This window comes from Kutzneria sp. NPDC052558, assembly GCF_044547355.1.
Classification (GTDB): domain Bacteria; phylum Actinomycetota; class Actinomycetes; order Mycobacteriales; family Pseudonocardiaceae; genus Kutzneria.
Genome location: NZ_JBIUAG010000030.1, coordinates 37,305 through 61,298, shown reverse-complemented (window position 1 = coordinate 61,298; position 23,994 = coordinate 37,305). Strand labels below are relative to the sequence as shown.

Sequence of the window (23,994 nt, the reverse complement as noted above, 5' to 3'; positions counted from 1 at the left end):
TCGTACGTGCAAGCGAACGCCTGAGTAGTCACGGAAATCGAGTCTGACTCACCGCCGACCTGCTGCTCCGCGTCATGATCAAGGTCACGCCGGCGTGAAGTGCGAGTGAGCTTCGTGTTCTACGAATAACCGGCCAATAAGACGGGAATAAGGAGGTGAATCATCGGTAACGATTACCGGTCAGACCAGGACGTAGCCGTCGGACGGACGCTGGTGGCGGGACCGCCGCAAATCCGCCATCACGAACGTGCGCTGGAGCCAGCGGTCCCGGCCGTCATAACGCGGTGTGAAAGCGGTGCGTCCGTGCACGGTCACCCGGTTGTCCACGATCGCCAGGTCGCCGGGCCGCAGCACCAGCGTCTGCGCGGCGTCGTTGAACCGACCCTGGAGCTCGGTCAGCGCGGCGGCGGCGCGGTCGGTGCGGGCGGTGGTGGCGGCCAGGTCCACCTGGAGGTTCGGGTCCTCCGGCGCGCCGGTCAGCACGGCGTGCTCGACGGCGCCGGCCGCGCCCAGTCCGAACGACGGCGGCGCCTGCGTGACGAACTCGTCGCGGAACAACGCGTCCCGCGCCTCGTCGGACAGCAGCGGCAGCACGGTGCGGATGCACGAGGTGCGCAGGCCGGCGATGCCCTCGTGGTCCTGGCGCAGGCACAGCAGCATCACGAAGTCCGGGCGGTTGGGGTGAAACGCGTTCTCGGTGTGCCACTCCAGCAGCACGGAGCCGGCGTTGCCCTGGAAGGACTCCTTGCCCGGCACCGGAACCACGTCCTGCACCAGCGCGCCGGTCTTCTCCGGCCGGTAGGCGGCCGGGTCGCCGAGGCCGGCGGCGATCATCATCAGCACCGCGGCCGGCACGGCGGCGGCGCGCTGCACCGAGCCGGCGACCGACGGGGTGTCGGGCAGCTGGTCGTGGTCGACGGGCAGGCCGCCGAGCAGCATGGAGCCGTGCGGGCCCGAGTCGCGGCGGAACTCCCGCAGCGGCCGGCGCAGGCCGACCGGGCACTCGTCCCAGGCCTGCCGGGCCCGCGCGACCCAGGCCGGGTCGTCCACGGGTTCGGCCCGGGGGCCGGTCAGCCGCCGGGCGATCTGGTCGACCCGACTGCGGTCGGCGTCGTCCAGCACGACCGCGATCGGGTCGACGATGGTCTCGGTGACCAGGCTCATCGGTGGAAACCTCCGGTCCTCAAAGCGGGTACGCGGGCAGCGCGGGCCGCCGCTGCCAGCACGCTAGGTCGGCGGGTTTTTGGCCGGTTATCAAAGCCATTTCCGCGCAAGGCCGGGAGAGATAACCGGCTGAAAACCGGCGGCGTTAGCGTCGCGGTGCCCTGGAGACGACTGTGGAGGAGTGCTCGACGTGGACGCTTCGGCCGGCGGTGGCTCGCGCCGTCATCTGATCTCACTGTCCGATGTGGACGCCGGTGAGCTGGACCGGCTGGTCGGGACCAGCGTGGAGTACGCCGCCGGCGGCTGGGGCGGGCGGCCGCTGGACGGCGCGGTGGTGGGCGTCTACTTCCGCCGGACCTCCACCCGCACCCGCACCGCCTTCTCGGTCGCCGCGCTGCGGCTGGGGGCGCAGATCATCGCGTACGGGCCCGACGACCTCCAGCTCAACACCGGGGAGACGGTGGAGGACACCGCGAAGGTGTTCGCCGGCATGCTGGACGGTCTGGTCGCGCGGACGGCGGGGCCGACCGAGGAGCTGCGGGCGCTGGCCGACCAACAGACGATGTCCGTGGTCAACGCCATGTGCGCGGTGGAGCATCCCACCCAGGCGCTGGCCGATCTGACCACGATGACGCAGAAGTTCGGTCGGCTGGAGGGTTTGCGCGTCGTGTACGTCGGCGAGGGCAACAGCACCGCGGTGGCGCTCGCGCTGGCGCTGAGCCGGTACCCGGGGGTGCGGCTGGAGCTGCGGACGCCGCTGGGTTACGGGCTGGACGCGGAGACTTCGTTGCGGGCCAAGGAGTACGCGGCGATGAGCGGGGCGTCGGTCGAGGAGCGCCACGATCTCGGCGAGCTGCCGGCGGACGCCGATGTGGTGTACACGACGCGCTGGCAGACCACGGGTTCGTCGAAGGCCGATCCCCGGTGGCGCGACGCGTTCGAACCGTTCCGAGTGGACGGTTCGGTGCTGGCGGCCTGCCCGGAGGCGGTGTTCATGCACGACCTGCCGGCGCACCGGGGCGAAGAGGTGACGGCCGAGGTGCTGGACGGGCCGAGGTCGATCGCGTTCGCCCAGGCCAACAACAAGCTCTACAGCGCCATGGCCGCGCTGAAGTGGTGCATCGCCGGATGAGAAACGGGGTTGGGCCGATGTCGGTCGGCCCAACCCCGTCGGTCAGCGTGTGTCCTCGGCCATTGCGAACGACACGGCCACCACGGCGGCCCGGGCCGCGCCCAGGGCCTCGCGCAGCGGTTCCTCGCGGTTGTCGCCGTGCCGGTGCGCCGCCACCGCCGAAGCCGCTCGAACGGCGCACTCGACCAGGCACAACACTGTCTCCGCCAAGGGATCCGACCGGTCGGTCGTCACCATCAGGGCTTCCAGCGCCGTGGCCGCCTCGGTCGGCAGCACCTCGGCATACGAGATCGTCATGACCCACTCCGCCTCAGATGACCTCGGGCGCAAGGAACTCCGGCGCCCGTCGCACCACACTCGCCTGCTCGAACCCGTGTGCCAGCCGGATCAGCGTCGATTCGCTGCCCGCGCCGCCGGCGAAGGTGATCCCGACCGGCAGGCCGTGCACGAACCCGGCCGGCACGTTCACCGCCGGATACCCCGCCAGCCCGGGAACCAGGGCGCTGCCGGTGACCGGCGGATCCCCGTTGATCAGATCGATCTTCCACGGCGGCGCCATCGTCGGCATCACCAGCGCGTCCAGCTCGGAGCCGCCCAGGGCGGCGTCGATGCCCTCGTCCCGCACCAGCCGGCGCAGCAACGCCACCGCGTCCCGGTAGTCCACATCGGACACATCGGCGCTGAACCCGTTGACCATCTCCAGCGACTCCTGCCCGAACCAGCGCAGCTCCACGTCCGCGTGCTCGCGGTTGTAGGCGATCAGCTCGTCCAGGCTGCGCGGGTGATCCCCGGGAGTCCCGGTCAGGTAAGCGTTCTTCCAGTGCTTGGCTTCCCGGAACTGGACCGTGGCCAGCGCCGCACCGTGCTCCATCAACTCGTCCGGGGTCGGCAGTCGCACATCGTCGACGATCACCGCGCCGGCCGAGGCCAACACCTTCAATGCCGATTCGGCAACCGCGTCGGCGTGATCGCTGAAGCCGAAGTACCCGTCGCGGGGAACACCGATCCGGGCCCCACACAGGCCGTCAGCGCCCACCGAATAGTCACGGCCGGTCAGCACGCCCAGCATCAGCGCCGCGTCGGCGACAGTGCGGGTCAGCGGCCCGATCGAATCCATGCTGTGCACACCGGGGATCAGCCCGTCCCGGCTGGTCAACCCGACCGTCGGCTTCAACCCGACCACGCAGTTGGCGCTGGCCGGCCCGAGGATCGACCCCACGGTCTCCACGCCGAGCGCCGCCGCACAGAGGTTCGCGGCGACGCCGACGGCCGAACCCGCGCTCGAACCCAGCGGTGACCGGTCCAAACGGTACGGATTGCGACACTGGCCGCCGCGCGGGCTCCACCCGCTCGATCCCGTGATCCACGTGGTCAGATTGGTCTTGCCCAACACAATCGCGCCGGCAGCCCGCAGTCGCGCGACCACGTCGGCGTCCCGCGCCGGCCGTGAGCCCAGCAACGCGAAAGAGCCGCCGGACGTGTGCATCCGGTCGGCGGTGTCGATATTGTCCTTGACCAGCACGGGAATCCCGTGCAGCGGCCCGCGGGCCGGCCCGGCGTCCAGCGCGGCGGCGATGGCCTCGGCGTCCGGGTTGGTCTCGATGACCGCCCGCAGCTCGGGGCCGTTCTCGTTCAGCGCGGCGATCCGGTCCAGGTAGAACCGGGTCAGCTCGACGGCGCTCAGCTCGCCGGCGGCCATCCGGGCCCGCAGCTGCGCGATGGTCGCCTCCTGGATCTCCACGACACGCACCGTAGGCAGCGGCCGTTTCGTCTTGTTATCGGGCGCGCGATAACAAGACGAAACGGCCGCTCACTAGCGTCCGGCGCGGCACGAAGTCGGTGAGGTCACGAGGAGTTGGCAGCGATGCGGGGTAGCGACGACACGGTGCGACCGGTGTTCGGGGAGAACCTGTCGGCACTGGTCGAGGCGCAGGCGGCCGGCACGCCCGAGCGGCCGGCGCTGGTGTCCGGGGGAACGACGCTCAGCTACGGCGAGCTGGAGGCGCGGGCCAACCGGTTGGCCCATTTCCTGGTCGACCGGGGCGTGACGCCGGGCCAGCGGGTGGCGCTGGCGCTGCCGCGCCGGCCCGAGATGGTCGTGGCGATGCTGGCCGTGGCCAAGACCGGCGCCGCCTACGTGCCGGTGGACCCGGGCTACCCGGCGGACCGGATCGCCTACATGGTCGAGGATTCCGCCCCGGCGCTGATCCTCGCCGACGGCTCGGTCACGCTGCCCGACGGTCCCCGGGTCGATGTCGACGCCATCGACCTGAGCGGCTATCCCTCCACCAAGCTGGAACTTCGCGTCGACCCGGCCTCGGCCGCGTACGTGATCTACACCTCCGGTTCGACCGGCCGCCCCAAGGGCGTTGTCGTCCCGCACGCCGGCGTGGTCAACCACATGCTGTGGCAGGCCGCGGAATGGGACGTCACCGCGGACGACGTGGTGCTGGCCCGCACGGCGTTCAGCTTCGACGCGTCCGGCTCCGAGGTGTGGCTGCCGCTGCTGGCCGGCGCGACCATCGCCCTGGCCCCCGGCGATGTCACCAAGGACCCCGAGGCGCTTGTCGCCTACGCCGCCGAGCACGGCGTGACGGTCGCCCAGTTCGTGCCGTCCCTGTTGGCGGTCACGGCCGACGCCATCGCCCGGGCGGAGAACCTGGCTCTGCGCCTGGTTTTTGTCGCCGGCGAGGTGCTGCCGCCGGCGCTGGCCGAGGAAGTCGTCTCCGTGTGGGGCGTCCGCCTGGCCCACCTGTACGGCCCGACCGAGGCGTCGGTGGACGTCACCGGCTACGAGTGCTTCCCCGGCTGCGGCAAGGCTCCGCTGCCGATCGGCCGCCCGGTGTGGAACACCCGCGCCCACGTGTTGGACGAGAATCTCCAGCAGGTCGACCTCGGCGTCACGGGCGAGCTCTACGTCGCCGGCATTCAGCTGGCCCACGGCTACCTGAACCGGCCGGGCCTGTCGGCCGAGCGCTTCGTCGCCGACCCGTACGGCGAGCCCGGCGACCGCATGTACCGCACCGGCGACCTGGCGCGCTGGAACGTCGACGGCGAGCTGGACTTCCTGGGCCGCGCCGACGACCAGGTCAAGGTCCGTGGCTTCCGGATCGAGCTGGGCGAGATCGAGGCGGCGCTGAGCGAATGCGAGGGCGTGCGCCGGGTGGCCGTGCTGGTCCGCGAGGACCAGCCGGAGGACAAGCGGATCGTCGCCTACGTGGTGTCCGATGTGGACGGCAACGAGCTGAAGGACCGGCTCGGCGAGCGGCTGCCGGAGTACATGGTTCCGTCGGCGATCGTCGTCCTGGACGACTTCCCGCTGGCCCCCAACGGAAAGCTGGACCGGCAGGCGCTGCCCCGCCCCAACCACGGGACCACCCGGGCCGCCCGCACTGAGCGGGAAGAGCTGCTGTGCGGCCTGTTCGCCGAGGTGCTCGGCGTGGACGAGGTCGGCGCGGAGGACGACTTTTTCGAGCTCGGCGGCCATTCGCTGCTGGCCGCCCGGCTGATCGCCCGACTGCGGGCCGAGCTGGACCTCGAACTACCGGTGCGCCTGGTGTTCGAGACGCCGACGGTGGCCGACCTGGCCCGCCGCCTCGACGCCGCCGCGAGCGCCCGCCCCAAGCTGGCCAAGCAGGAGCGCCCCGAGCGACTGCCGCTTTCCCCGGCCCAGCAAGGCCTCTGGTTCCTCGACCGGCTTGAGGGCCCCAGCGCCACGTACAACATCCCGCTGGCCCTGACCCTCACCGGCGAGCTCGACCGCGAGGCCCTGCGGCTGGCGGTCGACGACGTCGTCGCGCGGCACGAGTCCCTGCGCACGGTTTTCCCCGACGACGACGGCAAGCCGTACCAGGAGATCCGCGAAGCCGGCCAGGAACTGGTCTTCGCCGCCCTCGAACGTGGGGCCGTCGAGCAGGCCGCGCGGCACACCTTCGACCTGGCGACCGAAACCCCTTTGCGGGCAACGCTGTTCACCGGTGACGACCAGCACGTTCTGCTGCTGCTCATGCACCACATCGCCAGCGACGGCTGGTCGGAGCGTCCGCTCATCGCCGACCTGAGCACCGCCTACCAGGCGCGGCTCCAGAACAGCGCGCCGGGCTGGTCGCCGCTGCCCGTGCAGTACGCGGACTACACGCTGTGGCAGGACCACGACGTCAGCGACGGCGTGAAGTTCTGGCGGCAGGCCCTGGACGGCGTGGCCGAGCTGGCCGAGTTCCCGACCGACCGGCCGCGCCCGGCGGTCGCCTCGCACCGGGGCGACGAGCTGACCTTCGCCTTCGACGCCGACCTGCACCGCGCGGTCACCGACCTCGCCCGCAGCACCGGCAGCACGGTGTTCATGGTGGTGCAGGCCGCCCTGGCCACGCTGATGACCCGCCTCGGCGCGGGCACCGACATCCCGATCGGCACGCCGTCGGCCGGCCGTGACGACGAGGCCCTGACCGACCTGGTCGGCTACTTCGTCAACACGCTGGTGCTGCGCGCCGACACCGCCGGCGACCCGAGCTTCCGCGAGCTGCTGACCCGGGTCCGCGAGTTCGACCTCGCCGCCTACGCCCACCAGGACGTGCCGTTCGACCGGCTGGTGGACGAGCTCAACCCGCAGCGCTCCTTGGCCGGGAACCCGCTGTTCCAGGTCATGCTGACGTTCGAGAACCTCGGCCTTGCCGTGCCGGCGCTGCCCGGCGCGACCGCCGTGGTGAGCGAGATCCCCACCGGGGTCGCCAAGTTCGACCTCGACCTGCGCCTCCAGGAGCGGCACAACGCCGACGGCGCGCCGGCCGGCGTGACCGGCATCGTGGAGTACGCGACCGACCTGTTCGACCGCGCAACCGTCGCCGCCATCACCGAAGCCCTGGCCGGTGTGCTGCGGGCCGCGACCGCCGAGCCGGACCGCGCGATCAGCGGCATCGAGGTGCCGAAGATCGGCGCCGAGCCGGTCGGCGAGCACGTCCGAATCCGTGGCGCGCTGGCCGACCTGGGCCGGCTGGCCGAGGTGCTGCGCCGCCACCCGGCCGTGGCCGACGCCACGATTAGCCCGGTCTCGGACAAGCTCGCCGCCTACGTCGTCGCGCTGCCGGGCCTGTCCGTGCGCCCGACCGACCTGCGCGAGCACGTCGCCCGTGAGGTGCCGGAATACCTTGTCCCGGCTGCCTTCCGCGTCGTCGACTCGCTCGCCGGAGACCTGCCGGAGCCCGACTTCGGGGCCGCCGAGCAGCGGCCGATGACCCCGCGCGAACGGGTGCTGGCCGACCTGATCGCCGACCTGCTCGGGCTGCCCTCGGTCGGCCTGGACGAGGGCTTCTTCGACCTCGGCGGCGACAGCATCGTCTCCATCCAGCTGGTGTCCCGGGCCCGCCGTGCCGGTCTGGTGATCACCCCGCGGCACGTGTTCGAGCACAAGACCGTGGCCCGGCTGGCGGCGGTCGCGACGGACGCGGCCGAGCCGGTGCGCCCGGCCGTCGAGGACGTCGCCGTCGGCGAGATCATCCCGACGCCGATCATGCGCACCCTGCACGGCCCGACCGACGCCTACCACCAGTCCATGCTGGTGCGAGTTCCGTCCACTCTGGATCGTGATCACCTGGTCAAGGCCCTGCAGGCGGTGTTGGACCGGCACGACGTCCTGCGCCTGAAGGTGACCGACCGTATGGAGGTCCTGCCGGTCGGCGCGGTGAAGGCAACCGTGCACGTCAACTCCACTGTGGACGAATCGCAGAACCGCCTGTCACCCAAGGACGGCGTGATGGTGCAGGCCGTCCACTACCCGGACACCTCCAGTGTGCTGCTTCTGGTGCACCACCTCGTGGTCGACGGCGTGTCGTGGCGGATCCTGCTGCCCGACCTGCAAGCCGCCTACGAGGCGATCGCCGCCGGCAACCAGCCGGAGCTGGCCCCGGTCGGCACTTCCTTCCGTCGCTGGACCCAGATCCTCGGCCAGCAGGCCACCGAGCGGGGGTACGAACTCCCGCTGTGGCAGGGCATTCTCGACGGCGACGACCCGCAGCTCGGCCGCCGTCCGCTCGACGCCACGACCGACACCCGGGCCACCGCCAAGGCCGTCACCGTCACGCTGCCGGCCGAGCACACCAGCCCGCTGCTGACGACGCTGCCGGCGGCCGTGCACGGCAACGTCAACGACGTGCTGCTGACCGCCCTGGCGCTGGCCGTGGCCGACTGGCGTCGGGACCGTGGCGAGGACGTCGCCGGGCTGCTCCTCGAACTCGAAGGCCACGGCCGCGAGGACATCGCCGACGGCATCGACCTGTCCCGAACGGTCGGCTGGTTCACCAGCTCTCATCCGGTGCGACTGGACGCGGCCGTCACCGATCTTGACGACCTGCGCGCCGTTTCCCTTGGCCGCGCGGTGAAGCGGGTCAAGGAGCAGCTGCGCCGGATCCCCGACCACGGCATCGGCTTCGGCCTGCTCAAGCACCTCGCCGAGCACGACCTCCCGGGCGCCCCGCAGATCGGCTTCAACTACCTCGGCCGGTTCACGGCCGATGACGCCGAGTGGACGGGCGCCTTCGGCGGCGGCGCGGATGCCGGCATGCCGCTGGAACACGTGCTGGAGATCAACGCCGTCACCGAGGACACCGCCGACGGTCCGCGCCTGTCGGCGACCTGGACCTTCCCCGACGGCGTGCTCACCGAGGCGGAGGTCGACAAGCTCGCCCGCACCTGGCTGCGGGCCCTTGAGCTGCTGGCCACCCACGCCGCCGACCAGGAGGTCGCCGGCCACACCCCGTCCGACCTGCCGCTGGTCGACCTCGTGCAGCACGAGATCGAGCGGATCGAAGCCGCCGTGCCGAACCTGGCCGACGTGCTCCCGCTGGCGCCGCTCCAGGACGGCCTGGTCTTCCACGCCCTGTTCGACGACACCGCGCCGGACCTCTATGCCGTGCAGGAGGTTTTCCATCTCGACGGCCCGCTCGACGCGGCGGCGCTGCGCAACGCCGCCGCCACCGTGCTGCGCCGCCGGGACAACCTGCGGGCCGGCTTCTGGCACGACGGCGTCCGCCGGCCGGTGCAGTTCGTGCCGGCGACGGTGGACCTGCCATGGACCGAACACGATCTGTCCGATGTGGACAAGCAGGACGACGCCGTCGCGACGATCACCACCGAGGACCGTCGGCGCCGGTTCGACCTGGCCGCGCCGCCGCTGCTCCGGTTCACGCTGGTCAAGCTGGCCGACGACCGGCACCGCTTCGTCATCACCAACCACCACGTGCTGTTCGACGGCTGGTCCATGCAGTCCCTGCTGGACGAGCTGTTCGACGCCTACGCCGGCCGCGAGCTGCCCCGCCCGGCCCAGTACCGGGACTACCTGTCCTGGCTGTCCGCGCAGGATGCCAAGACCGCCGAGGAGGCCTGGCGGACTGCGCTGGCCGACCTGACCGGCCCGACCCTGCTGGCCCCGCACGCCGCCGGCGCGCCGGTCCGGCCCGAGCAGCACCTGCTGCGCCTGAGCGAGCAGGAGACCGCCGAGCTGCTGGCCGCCGCCCGCCGGCACGGCCTCACGCTGAACACGCTGGTCCAGGGCGCGTGGGCGATGCTGCTGGCGCTGCGCACCGGCCGCACCGACGTGGTGTTCGGGGCCACGGTTTCCGGCCGCCCGTCGGAGATCCCCGGCATCGAATCCATGATCGGCATGTTCATCAACACGCTGCCGGTCCGCGTCCGTCTGGACCGCGCCGAGGGGCTGAGCGCGCTGTTGGCCCGGGTCCAGGACGAGCAGTCGCAGCTGTTGGCGCACCACCACATCGGCCTGGCTGACCTGCAACGCATCGTCGGTGTCGGCGAACTGTTCGACACCCTGACGATCGTCGAGAACTACCCGCACGAGGCCGGCAGCACCTGGACTCCCGCGCCGGGGCTGGAAGTCACCGGCTTGGAGGACCACGACGCCACCCACTTCCCGCTGACCCTGTCCGTGCTCCCCGGCGAGCGCCTCGGCCTGCGCCTGGAGCACCGCCCCGACCTGCTCGACCGCGACACCACCGTCGAGCTCGGCGGCCACCTGGAGCGCCTGCTGCGGGCGTTCGTGCGCACACCGGACGCCGTGATCGGCGACCTCGTCGCCATCGACTGGGACCGCAAGCAGACGGCGGAATCCGTTGACGCGCCGCAGGTTCAGCTGCGCCGCGCCCCGCGCACCCCGCAGGAGGAGATCCTCTGCGGCCTGTTCGCCGACGTGCTGGGCGTGCCCGAGGTCGGCATCGACGACAGCTTCTTCACGCTGGGCGGGCACTCGCTGTCGGCCATCCGCATGCTGAGCCGGATCCGCTCGATGTTCGGCGTCGAGCTGACTATCCGGAACCTGTTCGAATCCCCGACGATCGCCGGCCTGGTCGAGCGTTTCCGCAGTGCCGGTAAGGCCCGCGTTCCGCTGGCCCGCGCGGAGCGGCCCGAGGACCGTGTGCCGTTGTCGTTCGCGCAGTGGCGGCTGTGGTTCATGCACCGCCTCGAAGAGGACTCCGCCACCTACACCGAGCCGTTGATCCTGCGGCTGACCGGTGAGCTTGACCGGCCCGCGTTCAAGGCCGCTGTCAAGGATGTCGTGGCCCGGCACGAGACCCTGCGCACGATCTACCCCGAGCACGACGGCACGCCGTACCAGCTGATCATGCCCACGGTCGACACGGTGATCGAGGAAGTCGCCACCGACAAGGAGAACCTGCCGCGCCTGCTCGACGCGGCCAGCAAGTACAGCTTCGACCTGTCGGCCGAGGTTCCGCTGCGGGTGACCGTGTTCTCCACCAGCGCGACCGACCACGTGGTTCTGTTGCTGCTGCACCACATCGCCAGCGACGGCTGGTCGGACGCCCCGCTGTCCCGTGACCTGTCCACGGCCTACCGGGCCCGGCTGCGCGGCCAGGACCCGGACTGGGCCGAACTGCCCGTGCAGTACGCGGACTACACGCTGTGGCAACAGGAACTGCTCGGCGACGAGAAGGACCCGGACAGCCTGCTCAGCGAGCAGTTGAGGTTCTGGAAGCAGAACCTGGCCGACCTGCCGGAGCAGCTCACGCTGCCCACCGACCGGCCCCGGCCCACCGTCGCGTCCTACCGTGGCGACGAGGTCGAGTTCGAGATCGGCGCCGCCCTGCACGAGGGCCTGGTCGAACTGGCCCGGCAGACCAACGCCACGCTGTTCATGGTGGTGCAGGCCGCGCTGTCGGCGCTGCTGACCCGGCTCGGCGCGGGCACGGACATCCCGCTCGGCAGCGTGTCCGCCGCCCGCACCGACGAGGCGCTGGAGGACCTGGTCGGCTTCTTCGTCAACACGTTGGTGCTGCGGGCCGACACCTCGGGCAACCCGAGCTTCCGTGAGCTCGTCGGCCGGGTGCGGGAGTCCGACCTCGCCGCGTACGCGCACCAGGAGGTGCCGTTCGAGCGGCTGGTCGAGGTGCTCAACCCGGTCCGCTCGCTGGCCCACCACCCGCTGTTCCAGGTGATGGTGCTGTTCCAGAACAACGCCGAGGCCGAACTGGACCTGCCCGGCCTGCGCGCCACCTTCGAGGACATCGGCTCCGGCTCGGCCAAGTTCGACCTGGACTTCGACTTCCGCGAGTCCTACGGTCCGGACGGCGCCCCGCTGGGCATGGCCGGCCTGATCGAGTACGCCACCGACCTGTTCGACCGCGACACCGTGCTGACCATCGCCGGCCGGCTGGTGCGGCTGCTGACCGCCTTCGTCGCCGACCCCGACCGCCCGATCGGCCAGATCGACGTGCTCACCGCGGCCGAGCGGCAGAAGATGGTCGTGGAGTGGAACGGCACCGCCGTCGATTCCTCGAACCAGACGCTGATGGAGTTGTTCGACGAACAGGTCCGGCTGCGCCCCGATGCCGTTGCCGTGGTGTTCGAGGACACTCAACTGTCCTATGTGGAGCTGGATTCCTGGGCCAACCGGCTGGCGCATCACCTCGTCGCGCAGGGGGTCGGCCCCGAGGACCTGGTGGCGCTGGCGTTGCCGCGTAGCGCGGAGATGGTCGTCGCCGTGTTGGCCACGGTCAAGGCCGGGGCCGCGTACCTGCCGATCGACCCGAGCTACCCGGCGGACCGCATCGCGTACGTGCTCGGCGACGCCGCCCCGGCGGCGGTCGTGACCAGCGCGACGGTTGAGCTGGACCTGCCGGCCGGCGCGATCGTGCTGGAGACGGCCGACCTGTCGGCCTACCCGCGGACTGCGCCGCAGATCGACGGCCTCGGCCCGGACAACGCCGCGTACGTCATCTACACCTCGGGCTCGACCGGCCGCCCCAAGGGTGTGCTGATCCCGCACCGCAACGTGGTGCGCCTGTTCAGCGGCACCGAAGAATGGTTCCACTTTGGACCCGACGACGTCTGGACCCTGTTCCACTCCTACGCCTTCGACTTCTCGGTGTGGGAGCTGTGGGGCCCGCTGCTGCACGGCGGCCGGCTGGTCGTCGTCCCGCACGGTGTCACGCGGTCGCCGGAGGAGTTCTTGGCTCTGTTGAGCCGGGAACAGGTCACGGTGCTCAACCAGACCCCGTCGGCGTTCTACCAGCTGGCCCAGGCCGACCAGGAGTCACCCAAGCCGCTCAGCCTGCGGTACGTGGTGTTCGGCGGCGAGGCGCTGGACCTGCGCCGACTGGCCGACTGGTACGCGCGGCACGCCGACGACGCCCCGGCGCTGGTCAACATGTACGGCATCACCGAAACCACCGTGCACGTCACGTATGCGGCTCTGGATGAGGAGATCGCCGCCGGCGGCGCGGCCAGCCTGATCGGCGTCGGCATCCCCGACCTGCGGGTTTATCTGCTGGACGACTGCCTCCAGCCGGTGCCGCCCGGTGTCACCGGTGAGCTTTACGTCGCCGGCGCCGGCCTGGCCCGCGGCTACCTCGGCCGCCCTGGCCTGACCAGCGAGCGGTTCGTGGCCAACCCGTTCGAGCCGGGTCGCATGTACCGCAGCGGCGACCTGGCCCGCTGGACCGCCGACGGCCAGCTCGACTACCTGGGCCGGGCCGACCACCAGGTCAAGATCCGCGGCTTCCGGATCGAGCTCGGCGAGATCGAGGGCGTGCTGGCCGGGCACCCCGATGTCCGCCAGGTGACGGTCCTGGTGCGTGAAGACCGGCCCGGCGACAAGCGCCTGGTCGGCTACGTGGTCGGCGACGCCGACCACGCCGACCTGAAGGTGCACGCCCAGGGTTCGCTGCCGGACTACATGGTGCCGTCGGCGTTCGTGACGATCGACGCGTTCCCGTTGACCGCCAACGGAAAGCTGGACCGCAAGGCGCTGCCCGCGCCGGAGCTGGCCACCGTCGGCGGCCGTGGCCCCCGCACCGAGCGCGAACGAGTCCTGTGTGGACTGTTCGCCGATGTGCTGGGTGTTCCGGAGATCGGCATCGACGACAGCTTCTTCGACCTCGGCGGCCACTCGCTGCTGGTGACGAGGCTGGTCAGCCGCGTGCGGTCCGCCTTCGGCGCGGAGCTGGCGCTGCGGGCCCTGTTCGAGGCCCCGACCGTCGCCGGCCTGGCCGAGCGTCTGGACGCGGCCGACCGGGCGCGCAAGCAGCTGCGCCCGATGCCTCGGGAGGGTCTGCTGCCGCTTTCCTTCGTGCAGCAAGGACTCTGGTTCCTCGGGCGGCTGGAAGGCCCGAGCGCCACCTACAACGTGCCGCTGGTGATGCGGATGTCCGGCGAGCTCGACCTGGACGCGCTGCGAGCCGCCCTGGCCGACGTCGTCGCCCGGCACGAGTCGCTGCGTACCCTGTTCCCGGACCAGGACGGCACCCCGTACCAGCTGGTGCTCGACCCCGAGCAGGGCCGGCCGGAACTGCACATCGAACACGTCACCGCCGACGAGGTGACCGAGGCGCTGCGCGAGGCCTCGCGCTACCACTTCGACCTGACCACCGAGCTGCCGCTGCGCACCACGCTGTTCTGCCTGGGCGACAACGAATACGCGCTGCTGCCGCTGATGCACCACATCGCCAGCGACGGCTGGTCCGAGTCGCTGCTGGGCAACGACCTGTCCGACGCCTACGCGGCGCGGCTGCGCGGCGAGGCCCCGGACTGGACGCCGCTGCCCGTGCAGTACGTGGACTACACGCTGTGGCAACGGGAACTGCTCGGCCGCGAGGACGACCCGGACAGCGAGATCAGCCGTCAGATGGCGTTCTGGCGGGAGGCCCTGGCCGGCCTGCCGGAGAAGATCGAGCTGCCGACCGACCGGGCCCGCCCGGCGGTGGCCAGCTACGGCGGCGACGAGGCCGAGCTGCGGCTGCCGGCCGACCTGCACGCCCGGATCGCCGAACTGGCCCGGCAGACCAACACCACCCAGTTCATGGTGATCCAGGCCGGCCTGGCCGCCCTGCTCACCCGGGTCGGCGCCGGCACCGACATCCCCATCGGCACGCCGATCGCCGGCCGCACCGACGAGGCGTTGGAGGACCTGTTCGGGTTCTTCGTCAACACGCTGGTGCTGCGGGCCGACACCTCGGGCGACCCGAGCTTCCGGACCCTGCTGGACCGGGTGCGGGAGACCGACCTGGCCGCGTTCGCCCGGCAGGACCTGCCGTTCGAGCGCATCGTCGAGGTGGTCAACCCGGTGCGGTCGCTGGCCCACCACCCGCTGTTCCAGATCATGCTGACCTTCGAGAACTTCGACGAGGTCGACGTGCGGCTGCCCGGGCTGGAGGTCGGGCTGGAGGACGTGATCGCCGGCGTGGCCAAGTTCGCCATGGACATCCGGTTGCAGGAGCGCTACGACGCCGAGGGCCGGCCGGCCGGCATCGTCGGCGAGATCGAGTACGCCACCGACCTGTTCGACCGCTCGACCATCGACGGCTTCGGGCAGCGGCTGATCCGGGTGCTCGACCAGGCCGTCAACCAGCCCGATCGGGCCATCGGCGAGCTGGACGTGCTCGACTCGGCCGAGCGGCAGCTGCTGGCCGTCGACTGGAACGGCCCGGTTCCGGCGGCCGGCACGGTCGGGGAGCTGTTCGCGCAGCAGGATCCCGCTGCCATCGCGGTGGTCTGCGGCGACGAGCGACTGTCCTATGCGGACCTTCGGGCCCGCGAGGCCGTGTCGACGGATGAGCTGTCGGTGGACTACGTGGTCGCGGCCCTCAAGGCGGAGTGGGACGCGCCGGTCGTGCCCGTCGAGCCGATCCTGCCGACGGACCGCGTCCTCCTGCACAACAAGGCCACCGCGCGGCGGGACCTGGTGTGGGCGCTGACCTCCGGCGCCGCGGTGGTGATCGGCGAGGGTGAGGTCACCGTCGCGTCCCTGACCCCGGCCCAGCTGACCCAGTCCACTATGGACCTGCGGTTGGTGTTCTGCGGCGGAGAGCCGCTGGCGGCGGCGACCGCGCGGCGGTTCGGTGGCACCGTGGTCTACCTGCACGAGTTCGACGGCAAGCCGGTGGCGGCGGCCAAGTTCGACCCGGCCGACCCGTCGGCGATCGTTCCGCTGGGTCGCCCGCTGGTCGACCTGTCCGTTGTGGACGGTGATGAGCGGCTGGTCGCCCCGGGTGTCGCCGGTGAACTGGTGGTCGGCGATGTCCTGACCGGGCACAAGGTCCGGTGGCGTAACGACGGTCAGCTGGAGTTGGCCGAGGGCGTGGTGGTCAAGGGTCTGCTGGTGTCGACCGCTGAGGTCGAGGCCGTCCTGCTGGAGCGTCCGGACGTCACCCAGGCGGCCGTGGTGCTCAGGGACGACCAGCTCGTCGCGCACCTCGTCGGCCAGCACGTCGACGTCGCCGGGGTGCGCCAGTACGCCGAGGCCGTGCTGCCGGAGTACATGGTGCCGGCGACGATCACCGTCACGGCCGAACTGCCGTTGACCGACAACGGAATCGTCGACCGGGATGCCCTCGGGACGGCGGCCGCCACGGTCGCCCGAAGTGTCCGCAGCCCGCAGGAGGAGATCCTGCGCGGGCTGTTCGCCGAGGTTCTCGGCGTCGACCAGGTCGGCCTGCACGACAGCTTCTTCGACCTCGGCGGCCAGTCGCTGTCGGCCATCCGCCTGCTCAGCCGGATCCGGGCCGCCTTCGGCGTGGAGCTGACCGTGCGGGCGCTGTTCAGCGAGCCGACGGCAGCCGGTCTGCTGGAGCGCCTGAACTCGGCCACCGCCAGCACGCGCCCGCCGCTGAAGCCGGCCGCCCGGCCGGAGCGGGTGCCGCTGTCCTTCGCCCAGCAGCGCCTGTGGTTCCTGCACCGCCTCGAAGGCCCCAGCGCCACCTACAACGTGCCGATGGTGTTGCGCCTGACTGGCGACCTCGACGTGGATGCCTTGCGGGCAGCGGTGAACGACGTCGTGGGACGGCACGAGGCCCTGCGCACGGTGTTCCCCGAACACGACGGCCAGCCGTACCAGCACGTCACGAACGACCGGCCGGAGCTGGACATCGTCAGCGCCGATGAGGCCGGGCTGACCGGGGCGCTGGAGGAGGCGTCCAAGCACGCCTTCGACCTGACCAACGAGATCCCGATCCGGGCCACGCTGGTCCGTTTGGCCCAAAATGACCACGTGTTGGTGCTGTTGGCGCACCACATCGCCACCGACGGCTGGTCCGAGGGCCCGCTGGCGCGGGACGTCTCCTCGGCCTATGCCGCGCGGCGCCAGGGATCCGCCCCGCGCTGGACCCCACTGCCCGTGCAGTACGCCGACCACACGCTGTGGCAGCGCGCCGTGCTCGGCGACGAGCACGACCCGGAAAGCGTGCTGGGGCAGCAGATCGCGCACTGGAAGCAGACCCTGACCGGCCTGCCCGAGGTGCTGGACCTGCCTATCGACCGGCCGCGCCCGGCCGTCGCCAGCTACCAGGGCGACGAGATCGCGTTCGGCATCAGCGAGCGCCTGCACCGGGAGATGGCCGCACTGGCCCGGCGCACCGGCAGCACCGTGTTCATGGTGATGCAGGCCGCGCTGGCCACCCTGCTGACCGGCATGGGCGCGGGCACCGACATCCCCATCGGCACCCCGGTCGCCGGCCGCGGCGACGAGGCGCTGGACGAGCTGGTCGGCTTCTTCGTCAACACGGTCGTGCTGCGCACCGACACCGCCGGCGACCCGACGTACCGGGAGCTGCTGGGCCGGGTGCGAGAGGCCGACCTGGCCGCGTTCGCCCACCAGGACGTGCCGTTCGAGCACCTGGTGGACGCGGTGAACCCGACCCGGTCGCTGGCCCACCACCCGCTGTTCCAGGTGATGATGGTCTTCGAGACCAACAGCGCCGGCGTGTTCGCGATGCCCGGGCTGGACGCGAGGTTCGCCGACGACGTCGACATGTCCGCCGCCCGCTTCGACCTCACGCTGCACCTGGACGAGCAGCGCGGAGCCGACGACTCGCCGGCCGGCATCACCGGCTTCCTGGAGTTCGCCACCGACCTGTTCGACCGGGGCAGTGTCGAGCGCCTGGTGCGCCGCCTGGTGACGGTGCTGGAGTCGGCCGTGGCCGACGCCGAACGCCCGGTGAGCAGCATCGACCTGCTGCTGGACGACGAGCGGCCCGGGTATGAGGCCCGTGCGTTGGAGAGCGTCCGGGAGCGGTTCGCGGCCCAGGTCGCCCGCACCCCGAACGCGATCGCCCTGGTGCACGAGGACATCGAGCTCTCCTACGCGGAGCTGGACGCCCGGGCCACTCAGCTCATTCCGTTGGACGTGCGGGGGTCGGCCGACCTCGTGATCCCGATCATCGCCGCGGTCAAGGCCGGCGTGCCGGCCGTGGTCGACGGGATCGCCTTCCTGGAGAACGAGATCGTGACCCGGGAGCCGGTGCGGACCGCGCTCTACGGCGACTCGGTGGTGACTGAGGTCCTGTCCACGCTGGTGTCCGGCGGGTGCGTGGTGGTACCCCCGGCCGGTATCAGTGACGAGGAGCTGCTGGGCTGGCTGGAGTGGTTCGAGGTCGAGCGGCTGGCCGCCCCCGTGGACGTGATCGAGCGGCTGCGGGCGATCGAGCCGGCCGAGGCGCTGACCGTGGCCGAGCGGCTCGACGCGTACGTGCTGGACCAGGCCCTGAATCCGGTGCCGCCGGGTGTCGTCGGCGATCTCTATGTCGCCGACCAGGCCCTCGGCTACCACGAGGACCCGGCCCGCACGGCAACGCATTTCGTGGCCAACCCCTTCGGCACTGGCACCCGTCTGCACCGGACCGGCGAGCGCGCTCGCCGCACGGTCGACGGCCGGATCCTGCCGCCGCCGGTGACCAAGGCCGTCGCGGTGGTCGAGGAGCGTCGTGAGGCCAACACCCCGCAGGAACGACAGCTGTGTGCGCTGTTCGCGGAGGTGCTGGGCGTCGAGACCTTCGGCGTGACCGACAACTTCTTCGCCTGGGGCGGCCACTCGCTGCGCGCCACGCAGCTGATCAGCCGCATCCGCTCGGCGTTCGACGTCGAGCTGCCGGTGCGGGCGATCTTCGAGTCGCCCACCCCGGCCGAGCTGGCCGGGCACCTCGCCGACGCCGGTGCCGCCCGCGCCGCCCTCGTCCCGGCCGCGCGGCCGGAGCGGGTGCCGCTGTCGTTCGCCCAGCAGCGGCTGTGGTTCCTGTACCGGATGCAGGGCCCGAGCCCGACCTACAACGTCCCGGTCGTGTTGCGCCTGGACGGGCAGCTGGACCGCGACGCGCTCACCGAGGCGCTGCGGGACGTCCTGTGCCGGCACGAGAGCCTGCGCACGGTCTTCCCAGACGTGGACGGGGTTCCGTACCAGCACGTGCTGACCGAGTTCGAGCCGACGGTGTCCTTTGTGGACGTCGAGGACATCGACGAGGCCCTGGAACAGCCGGCCCGGCACGCCTTCGACCTGGCCACCGAACTGCCGATCCGCCTGACCGTGCTGTCCAAGACGCCGGTGGAGCACGCGCTGTTGGTGCTCACCCACCACATCGCCAGCGACGGCTGGTCGACCGAGCCGCTGACCCGCGACCTGATCCGTGCCTACGTGGCCCGGACGCAGAAGCAGGCCCCGGAGTTCACCCCGTTGCCCGTGCAGTACGCGGATTACACGCTGTGGCAACGGGAACTGCTCGGGGCCGAGGACGACCCGGCCAGCCTGCTGGCCCAGCAGGTCGGCTTCTGGCAGCGGCGGCTGGCCGACCTGCCGGAGCTGCTGGAGCTGCCGACCGACCGGCCCCGGCCGCCGGTGGCCACCTATGCCGGCGGGGCGCTGGACATCGCGTTCCCGGCCGACCTGCACCGCGGCCTGACCGAGCTGGCCGAGCGCACCGGCACGACACCGTTCATGGTCGTGCAGGCGGCGTTGTCGGTGCTGCTCACGAAGTTGGGCGCGGGCAACGACATTCCCCTCGGCACGCCGATCGCCGGCCGCACCGACGAGGCCCTCGAAGACCTGGTCGGCTTCTTCGTCAACACGCTGGTGCTGCGCACCGACCTGGCCGGCGACCCCGACTTCGCCGAGGTCCTGCGCCGGGTGCGGGAGTCGAACCTGGCCGCCTACGCCCACCAGGACGTGCCGTTCGAGCGGCTGGTCGAGGTGCTCAACCCGGTCCGCTCGCTGGCCCATCACCCGCTGTTCCAGGTGATGCTGACCCTGCACAACGGCGCCGAGGACGAGCCGGAGCTGGCCGGGCTGCGCGCCGGGCTGGAGGGCGTGGACACCGGGGTCGCGATCGTCGACCTGTCGTTCACGCTCACGGAGTCTTTCGACGCCAACGGAAACCCGGCCGGCATCGCCGGCGACGTGGAGTACGCGACCGACCTCTACGGCCCGGAATCGGTGCGGCTGCTGGTGGATCGCCTGCACCGCGTGCTGGCGGCGGTCGTCGCCCGGCCGGACCGTCCGGTCGGCGAGATCGACCTGCTGACCGGGGCCGAGCGGGAACGCGTGCTGCGGACTTGGAACGACACCGCCCGCGCGGTGTCCCCGGCCGGCGTGGCCGAGCTGTTCCAGGCCCGGGCCGAGGCCGACCCGGAGGCCACCGCGCTGGTCTTCGGCGGCAATCAGGTGTCCTATGTGGAGCTGAACGTCCGGGCCAACCAGTTGGCGCACCACCTGATCACGCTGGGCGTCGGCCCGGAGCAGATGGTGGCCGTGGCCCTGCCGCGCTCCATCGACCTGGTGGTGGCGCTGCTGGCGGTGCTCAAGACCGGCGCCGCCTACCTGCCGATCGACCCGAACTACCCGGCCGACCGCATCTCCTACATCCTCGGCGACGCCAAGCCGGCCTGCCTGCTCACCACCGGCGGCGCGCCCCGCGCGGACATGCCGACGGTGCTGCTGGACTCGGCGGCGCAGCAGGCGGAACTGGCCGAGCTCAACGGTTCCGACCCGGACGTCGACACGCACCCGGCCAACCCGGCGTACGTGATCTACACCTCCGGCTCCACCGGCCGCCCCAAGGGTGTGGTCGTGACCAGGGGCAACCTGGCCAACTTCCTGGCGGCAATGGCCGATCGGGTCGGCATCGAGCCCGGTGAGCGGCTGCTCGCGGTGACCACGGTCGCCTTCGACATCGCCGTCCTGGAGCTGTATCTGCCGCTGGTCAGCGGGGCCACGGTGGTGCTGGCCGCGGACTCGGTTGTCCGCGACCCGGCCGCGCTGACCTCGCAGATCCGGGCTGCCGGCGTCACCGTCATGCAGGCCACGCCGTCGCTGTGGCAGGCCGCGCTGGCCGAGGACCCGGAGTCCCTGTCCAGCCTGCGGATGCTGGTCGGTGGCGAGGCCCTGCCGGTCGCACTGGCCGGGCGGATGGCCGAGGTGGGGGCGAAGGTCGTCAACCTGTACGGACCGACCGAGACCACGGTTTGGTCGGCCGCCGCCGACATTGTCGACGGCACGCCGCCGCCGATCGGCCGCCCGATCGCCAACACCGCCGTGTACGTGCTCGACGCGCGGCTTCAGCCGGCGCCGGCCGGCGTCACCGGTGAGCTCTACATCGCCGGTGACGGCCTGGCCCGCGGTTACGCCAACCGGCCCGGCCTGACGGCGGAGCGGTTCACCGCCGACCCGCATGGCAAGCCGGGCACGCGGATGTACCGCACCGGTGACCTGGCCCGGTGGCGCGCCGACGGGCAGCTGGAGTACCTCGCCCGTGTCGACGACCAGGTCAAGCTGCGCGGTTTCCGGATCGAGCTGGGCGAGATCGAATCCGTGCTGGCCGGCCACCCGGACGTGGCCCGCGCCGCCGTGGTAGTGCGGGACGAGCGGCTGGTGGCCTATGTCGTCGGCAGCGACGACATCGCCGGCCTGCGCACCCTCGCACAGCAGCGGCTGCCGGAGTACATGGTGCCGTCGGCGATCGTGCCGATGGACACGCTTCCGTTGACCCCCAACGGAAAGCTCGACCGCAAGGCGCTGCCCGCGCCGGACTTCGTCGCCGCCACCGCCGGCCGCGCCCCGCGCACGCCGGCGGAGGAGGTGCTCTGCGCCCTGTTCGCCGACGTGCTCGGGGCCGGGAAGGTCGGCATCGACGACAACTTCTTCGAGCTGGGCGGGCATTCGCTGCTGGCGACCAAGCTGATCAGCCGGATCCGGTCGGCGCTCGGCGTGGAGGTGTCGATCCAGGCCCTGTTCGAGGCCCCGACCGTGGAAGGGCTGGCGGTTCGGCTGGCCGGCGGCGCGGCCGTGCGCCGCGCGGTGACGAAGATGCCGCGCCCGCAACGGGTTCCGCTGTCCCACGCGCAGCGCCGGCTGTGGTTCCTGAACCGGCTGGAAGGCCCGTCAGCGACCTACAACCTGCCGCTGGTGCTGCGGGTCGACGGCACGGTCGACGCCGGCGCGCTGGCCGCCGCGCTGGGTGACGTCGTCGCCCGGCACGAGAGCCTGCGCACGGTGTTCCCGGACAGCGGCGCGGATCCGCAGCAGCTGATCCTCGCCCCGGAGCAGGCCCGGCCCAAGTTCCACGCGGAGCCGGTGTCGGACCTGGCGGCGGCGGTCGATGAGGCTGTGCGCCACACCTTCGACCTGGCGCATGAGCTGCCGATCCGGGCCTGGCTGCTGTCCGAGGACGACCGGCGGCACGCGATTGTCGTGCTGACGCACCACATCGCCAGCGACGGCTGGTCGACCGGCGTGCTGGCCGAGGAATTGGCCTTCGCCTACACGGCCCGCTGCCGTGGCGAGGCGCCGAGGTTCGCGCCGCTGCCCGTGCAGTACGCGGACTACGCCCTCTGGCAGCAGGAGGTTCTCGGCGCGGAGGAGGATCCGGAAAGCCTGCTGTCCCAGCAGGTCGCGCACTGGCAGCGGGCCCTGGCCGGCATGCCGGACCTGCTCGACCTGCCCACCGACCGGCCCCGGCCGGCGGTCGCCAGCTACCGCGGCGGCATCGTCGAGTTCGAGCTGGACACCGCCGGGCTAGCCGAGCTCGCCGCCGGCACCGGGACCACGCTGTTCATGATCATGCAGGCCGCGCTGGCGACCCTGCTGGGCAAACTCGGGGCCGGCACGGACATCCCGCTCGGCACCGCGATCGCCGGCCGGCAGGACGAGGCGCTGGAGAAGCTGGTCGGCTTCTTCGTCAACACCCTGGTCCTGCGCACCGACCTGCACGGGAACCCGACCTTCGCCGAGCTGCTGGCCCGGGTCCGGCGGACCGACCTGGACGCCTTCGCGCACCAGGACGTGCCGTTCGAGAAGCTGGTCGACATCCTCAACCCGGCGCGGTCGCTGGCCCACCACCCGCTGTTCCAGGTGCTGCTGACCGTGCAGAACCAGGGCGAATCGGAGCTGCGCCTGCCCGGCGCGGACGTCGAGGCCGACGGTGTCGGCACCGGCGTGGCCAAGTTCGACCTCGCGTTCAGCCTGGACGAATCGGGCGAGGGCCTGGTCGAGTACTCGGCCGACCTGTTCGACGAGGCGACCGTGCGGACCCTGGTCGACCGGCTGGCCCGGCTGCTCAAGGCCGCCGTTGCCGACCCGCACCGCCGGCTCAGCGAGCTGGATGTGGTGTCCGACAGCGAACGCGCCCGGCTGCTGGTCGAGTGGAACGCGACGGACGAGCCGACCGGGCAGGCCACCCTGCCGGAGCTGTTCGCGGCCCAGGTGATCGACAACCCCGACGCGCCCGCGCTGGCGTTCGAGGGCGTCGAGCTCACCTACGGCGAGCTGGACCGGCAGGCGAACCGGTTGGCGCACAAGCTGATCGAGCTCGGGGCCGGCCCGGAGCGGTTCGTGGCCGTGGCCATCCCGCGCTCGGTGGAGATGATCGTCGCCCTGTTGGCGGTGTCGAAGGCCGGCGCCGCGTACGTGCCGGTCGACCCGGCCTACCCGGCCGACCGCATCGCCTACATGCTGGCCGACGCCGCCCCGAGCCTCGTGCTCACCACGGCCGGGACCGGACTGTCCGGTGTGGACATCGCCGCGCTGGAAACCGGCGACCTCTCCGAGGAAGCGCCGTCTGTCGGGGTCACCGGGGCGAACCCGGCGTACGTGATCTACACATCCGGCTCCACCGGCCGCCCCAAGGGCGTGATCGTCACGCACGCTGGCCTGGCCGGGCTGCTGGCCAGCCAGGTGGCGGCCTACGGCGTCGGAGCAGGCAGCCGGGTCCTCCAGTTCGCGTCGCTGAGCTTCGACGCGGCGTCGTGGGAGGTCTGCATGGGCCTGCTCTCGGGGGCCTGCCTGGTCGTCGCGCCGGCCGAGCGTCTGCTGGGCGAGCCGTTGGCCGAGCTGGCGCGGGAGCAGCGGATCACCCACGCCACGCTGCCGCCCACGGCGCTGAGCACGCTGCCGGAGCTGCCCCAGGGCCTCACGCTGG

5 protein-coding genes (1 of these 5 cut by a window edge) are annotated in these 23,994 nt (G+C 71.7%); 2 read left to right on the top strand and 3 right to left on the bottom strand.

The window, feature by feature from the left end:
- Positions 1 to 180 precede the first annotated feature (180 nt).
- On the bottom strand, positions 181 to 1,164 hold the full coding sequence (locus tag ACIG5F_RS38230) for a TauD/TfdA family dioxygenase (protein WP_396524919.1): 984 nt from the start codon (positions 1,162 to 1,164) through the stop codon (positions 181 to 183).
- A 190-nt stretch (positions 1,165 to 1,354) separates the two neighbouring features.
- Between ACIG5F_RS38230 and ACIG5F_RS38225 the strand changes: the two genes are divergently transcribed.
- Positions 1,355 to 2,296 carry an ornithine carbamoyltransferase gene (locus tag ACIG5F_RS38225; RefSeq protein WP_396524918.1) on the top strand — a complete coding sequence of 314 codons (942 nt, stop codon included), beginning with the start codon at positions 1,355 to 1,357 and terminating at the stop codon, positions 2,294 to 2,296.
- Positions 2,297 to 2,338: 42 nt separating this feature from the next.
- On the opposite strand, the gene ACIG5F_RS38220 is transcribed toward ACIG5F_RS38225, so the two are convergent.
- Both ACIG5F_RS38220 and ACIG5F_RS38215 read right to left on the bottom strand, forming a co-directional pair.
- Complete coding sequence (locus ACIG5F_RS38220) at positions 2,339 to 2,593, bottom strand: hypothetical protein (protein ID WP_396524917.1); 255 nt, start codon at positions 2,591 to 2,593, stop codon at positions 2,339 to 2,341.
- Positions 2,594 to 2,606: 13 nt separating this feature from the next.
- Positions 2,607 to 4,037, bottom strand: a complete 1,431-nt coding sequence (locus ACIG5F_RS38215; protein WP_396524916.1) for an amidase family protein — start codon at positions 4,035 to 4,037, stop codon at positions 2,607 to 2,609.
- Positions 4,038 to 4,160: 123 nt separating this feature from the next.
- Between ACIG5F_RS38215 and ACIG5F_RS38210 the strand changes: the two genes are divergently transcribed.
- Positions 4,161 to 23,994 carry the 5' portion of a non-ribosomal peptide synthase/polyketide synthase gene (locus ACIG5F_RS38210; RefSeq protein ID WP_396524914.1) on the top strand. Its footprint extends 2,381 nt past the window's final position, so the window shows 19,834 of its 22,215 coding nt (coding positions 1-19,834); it begins with the start codon at positions 4,161 to 4,163; the stop codon falls past the right edge of the window.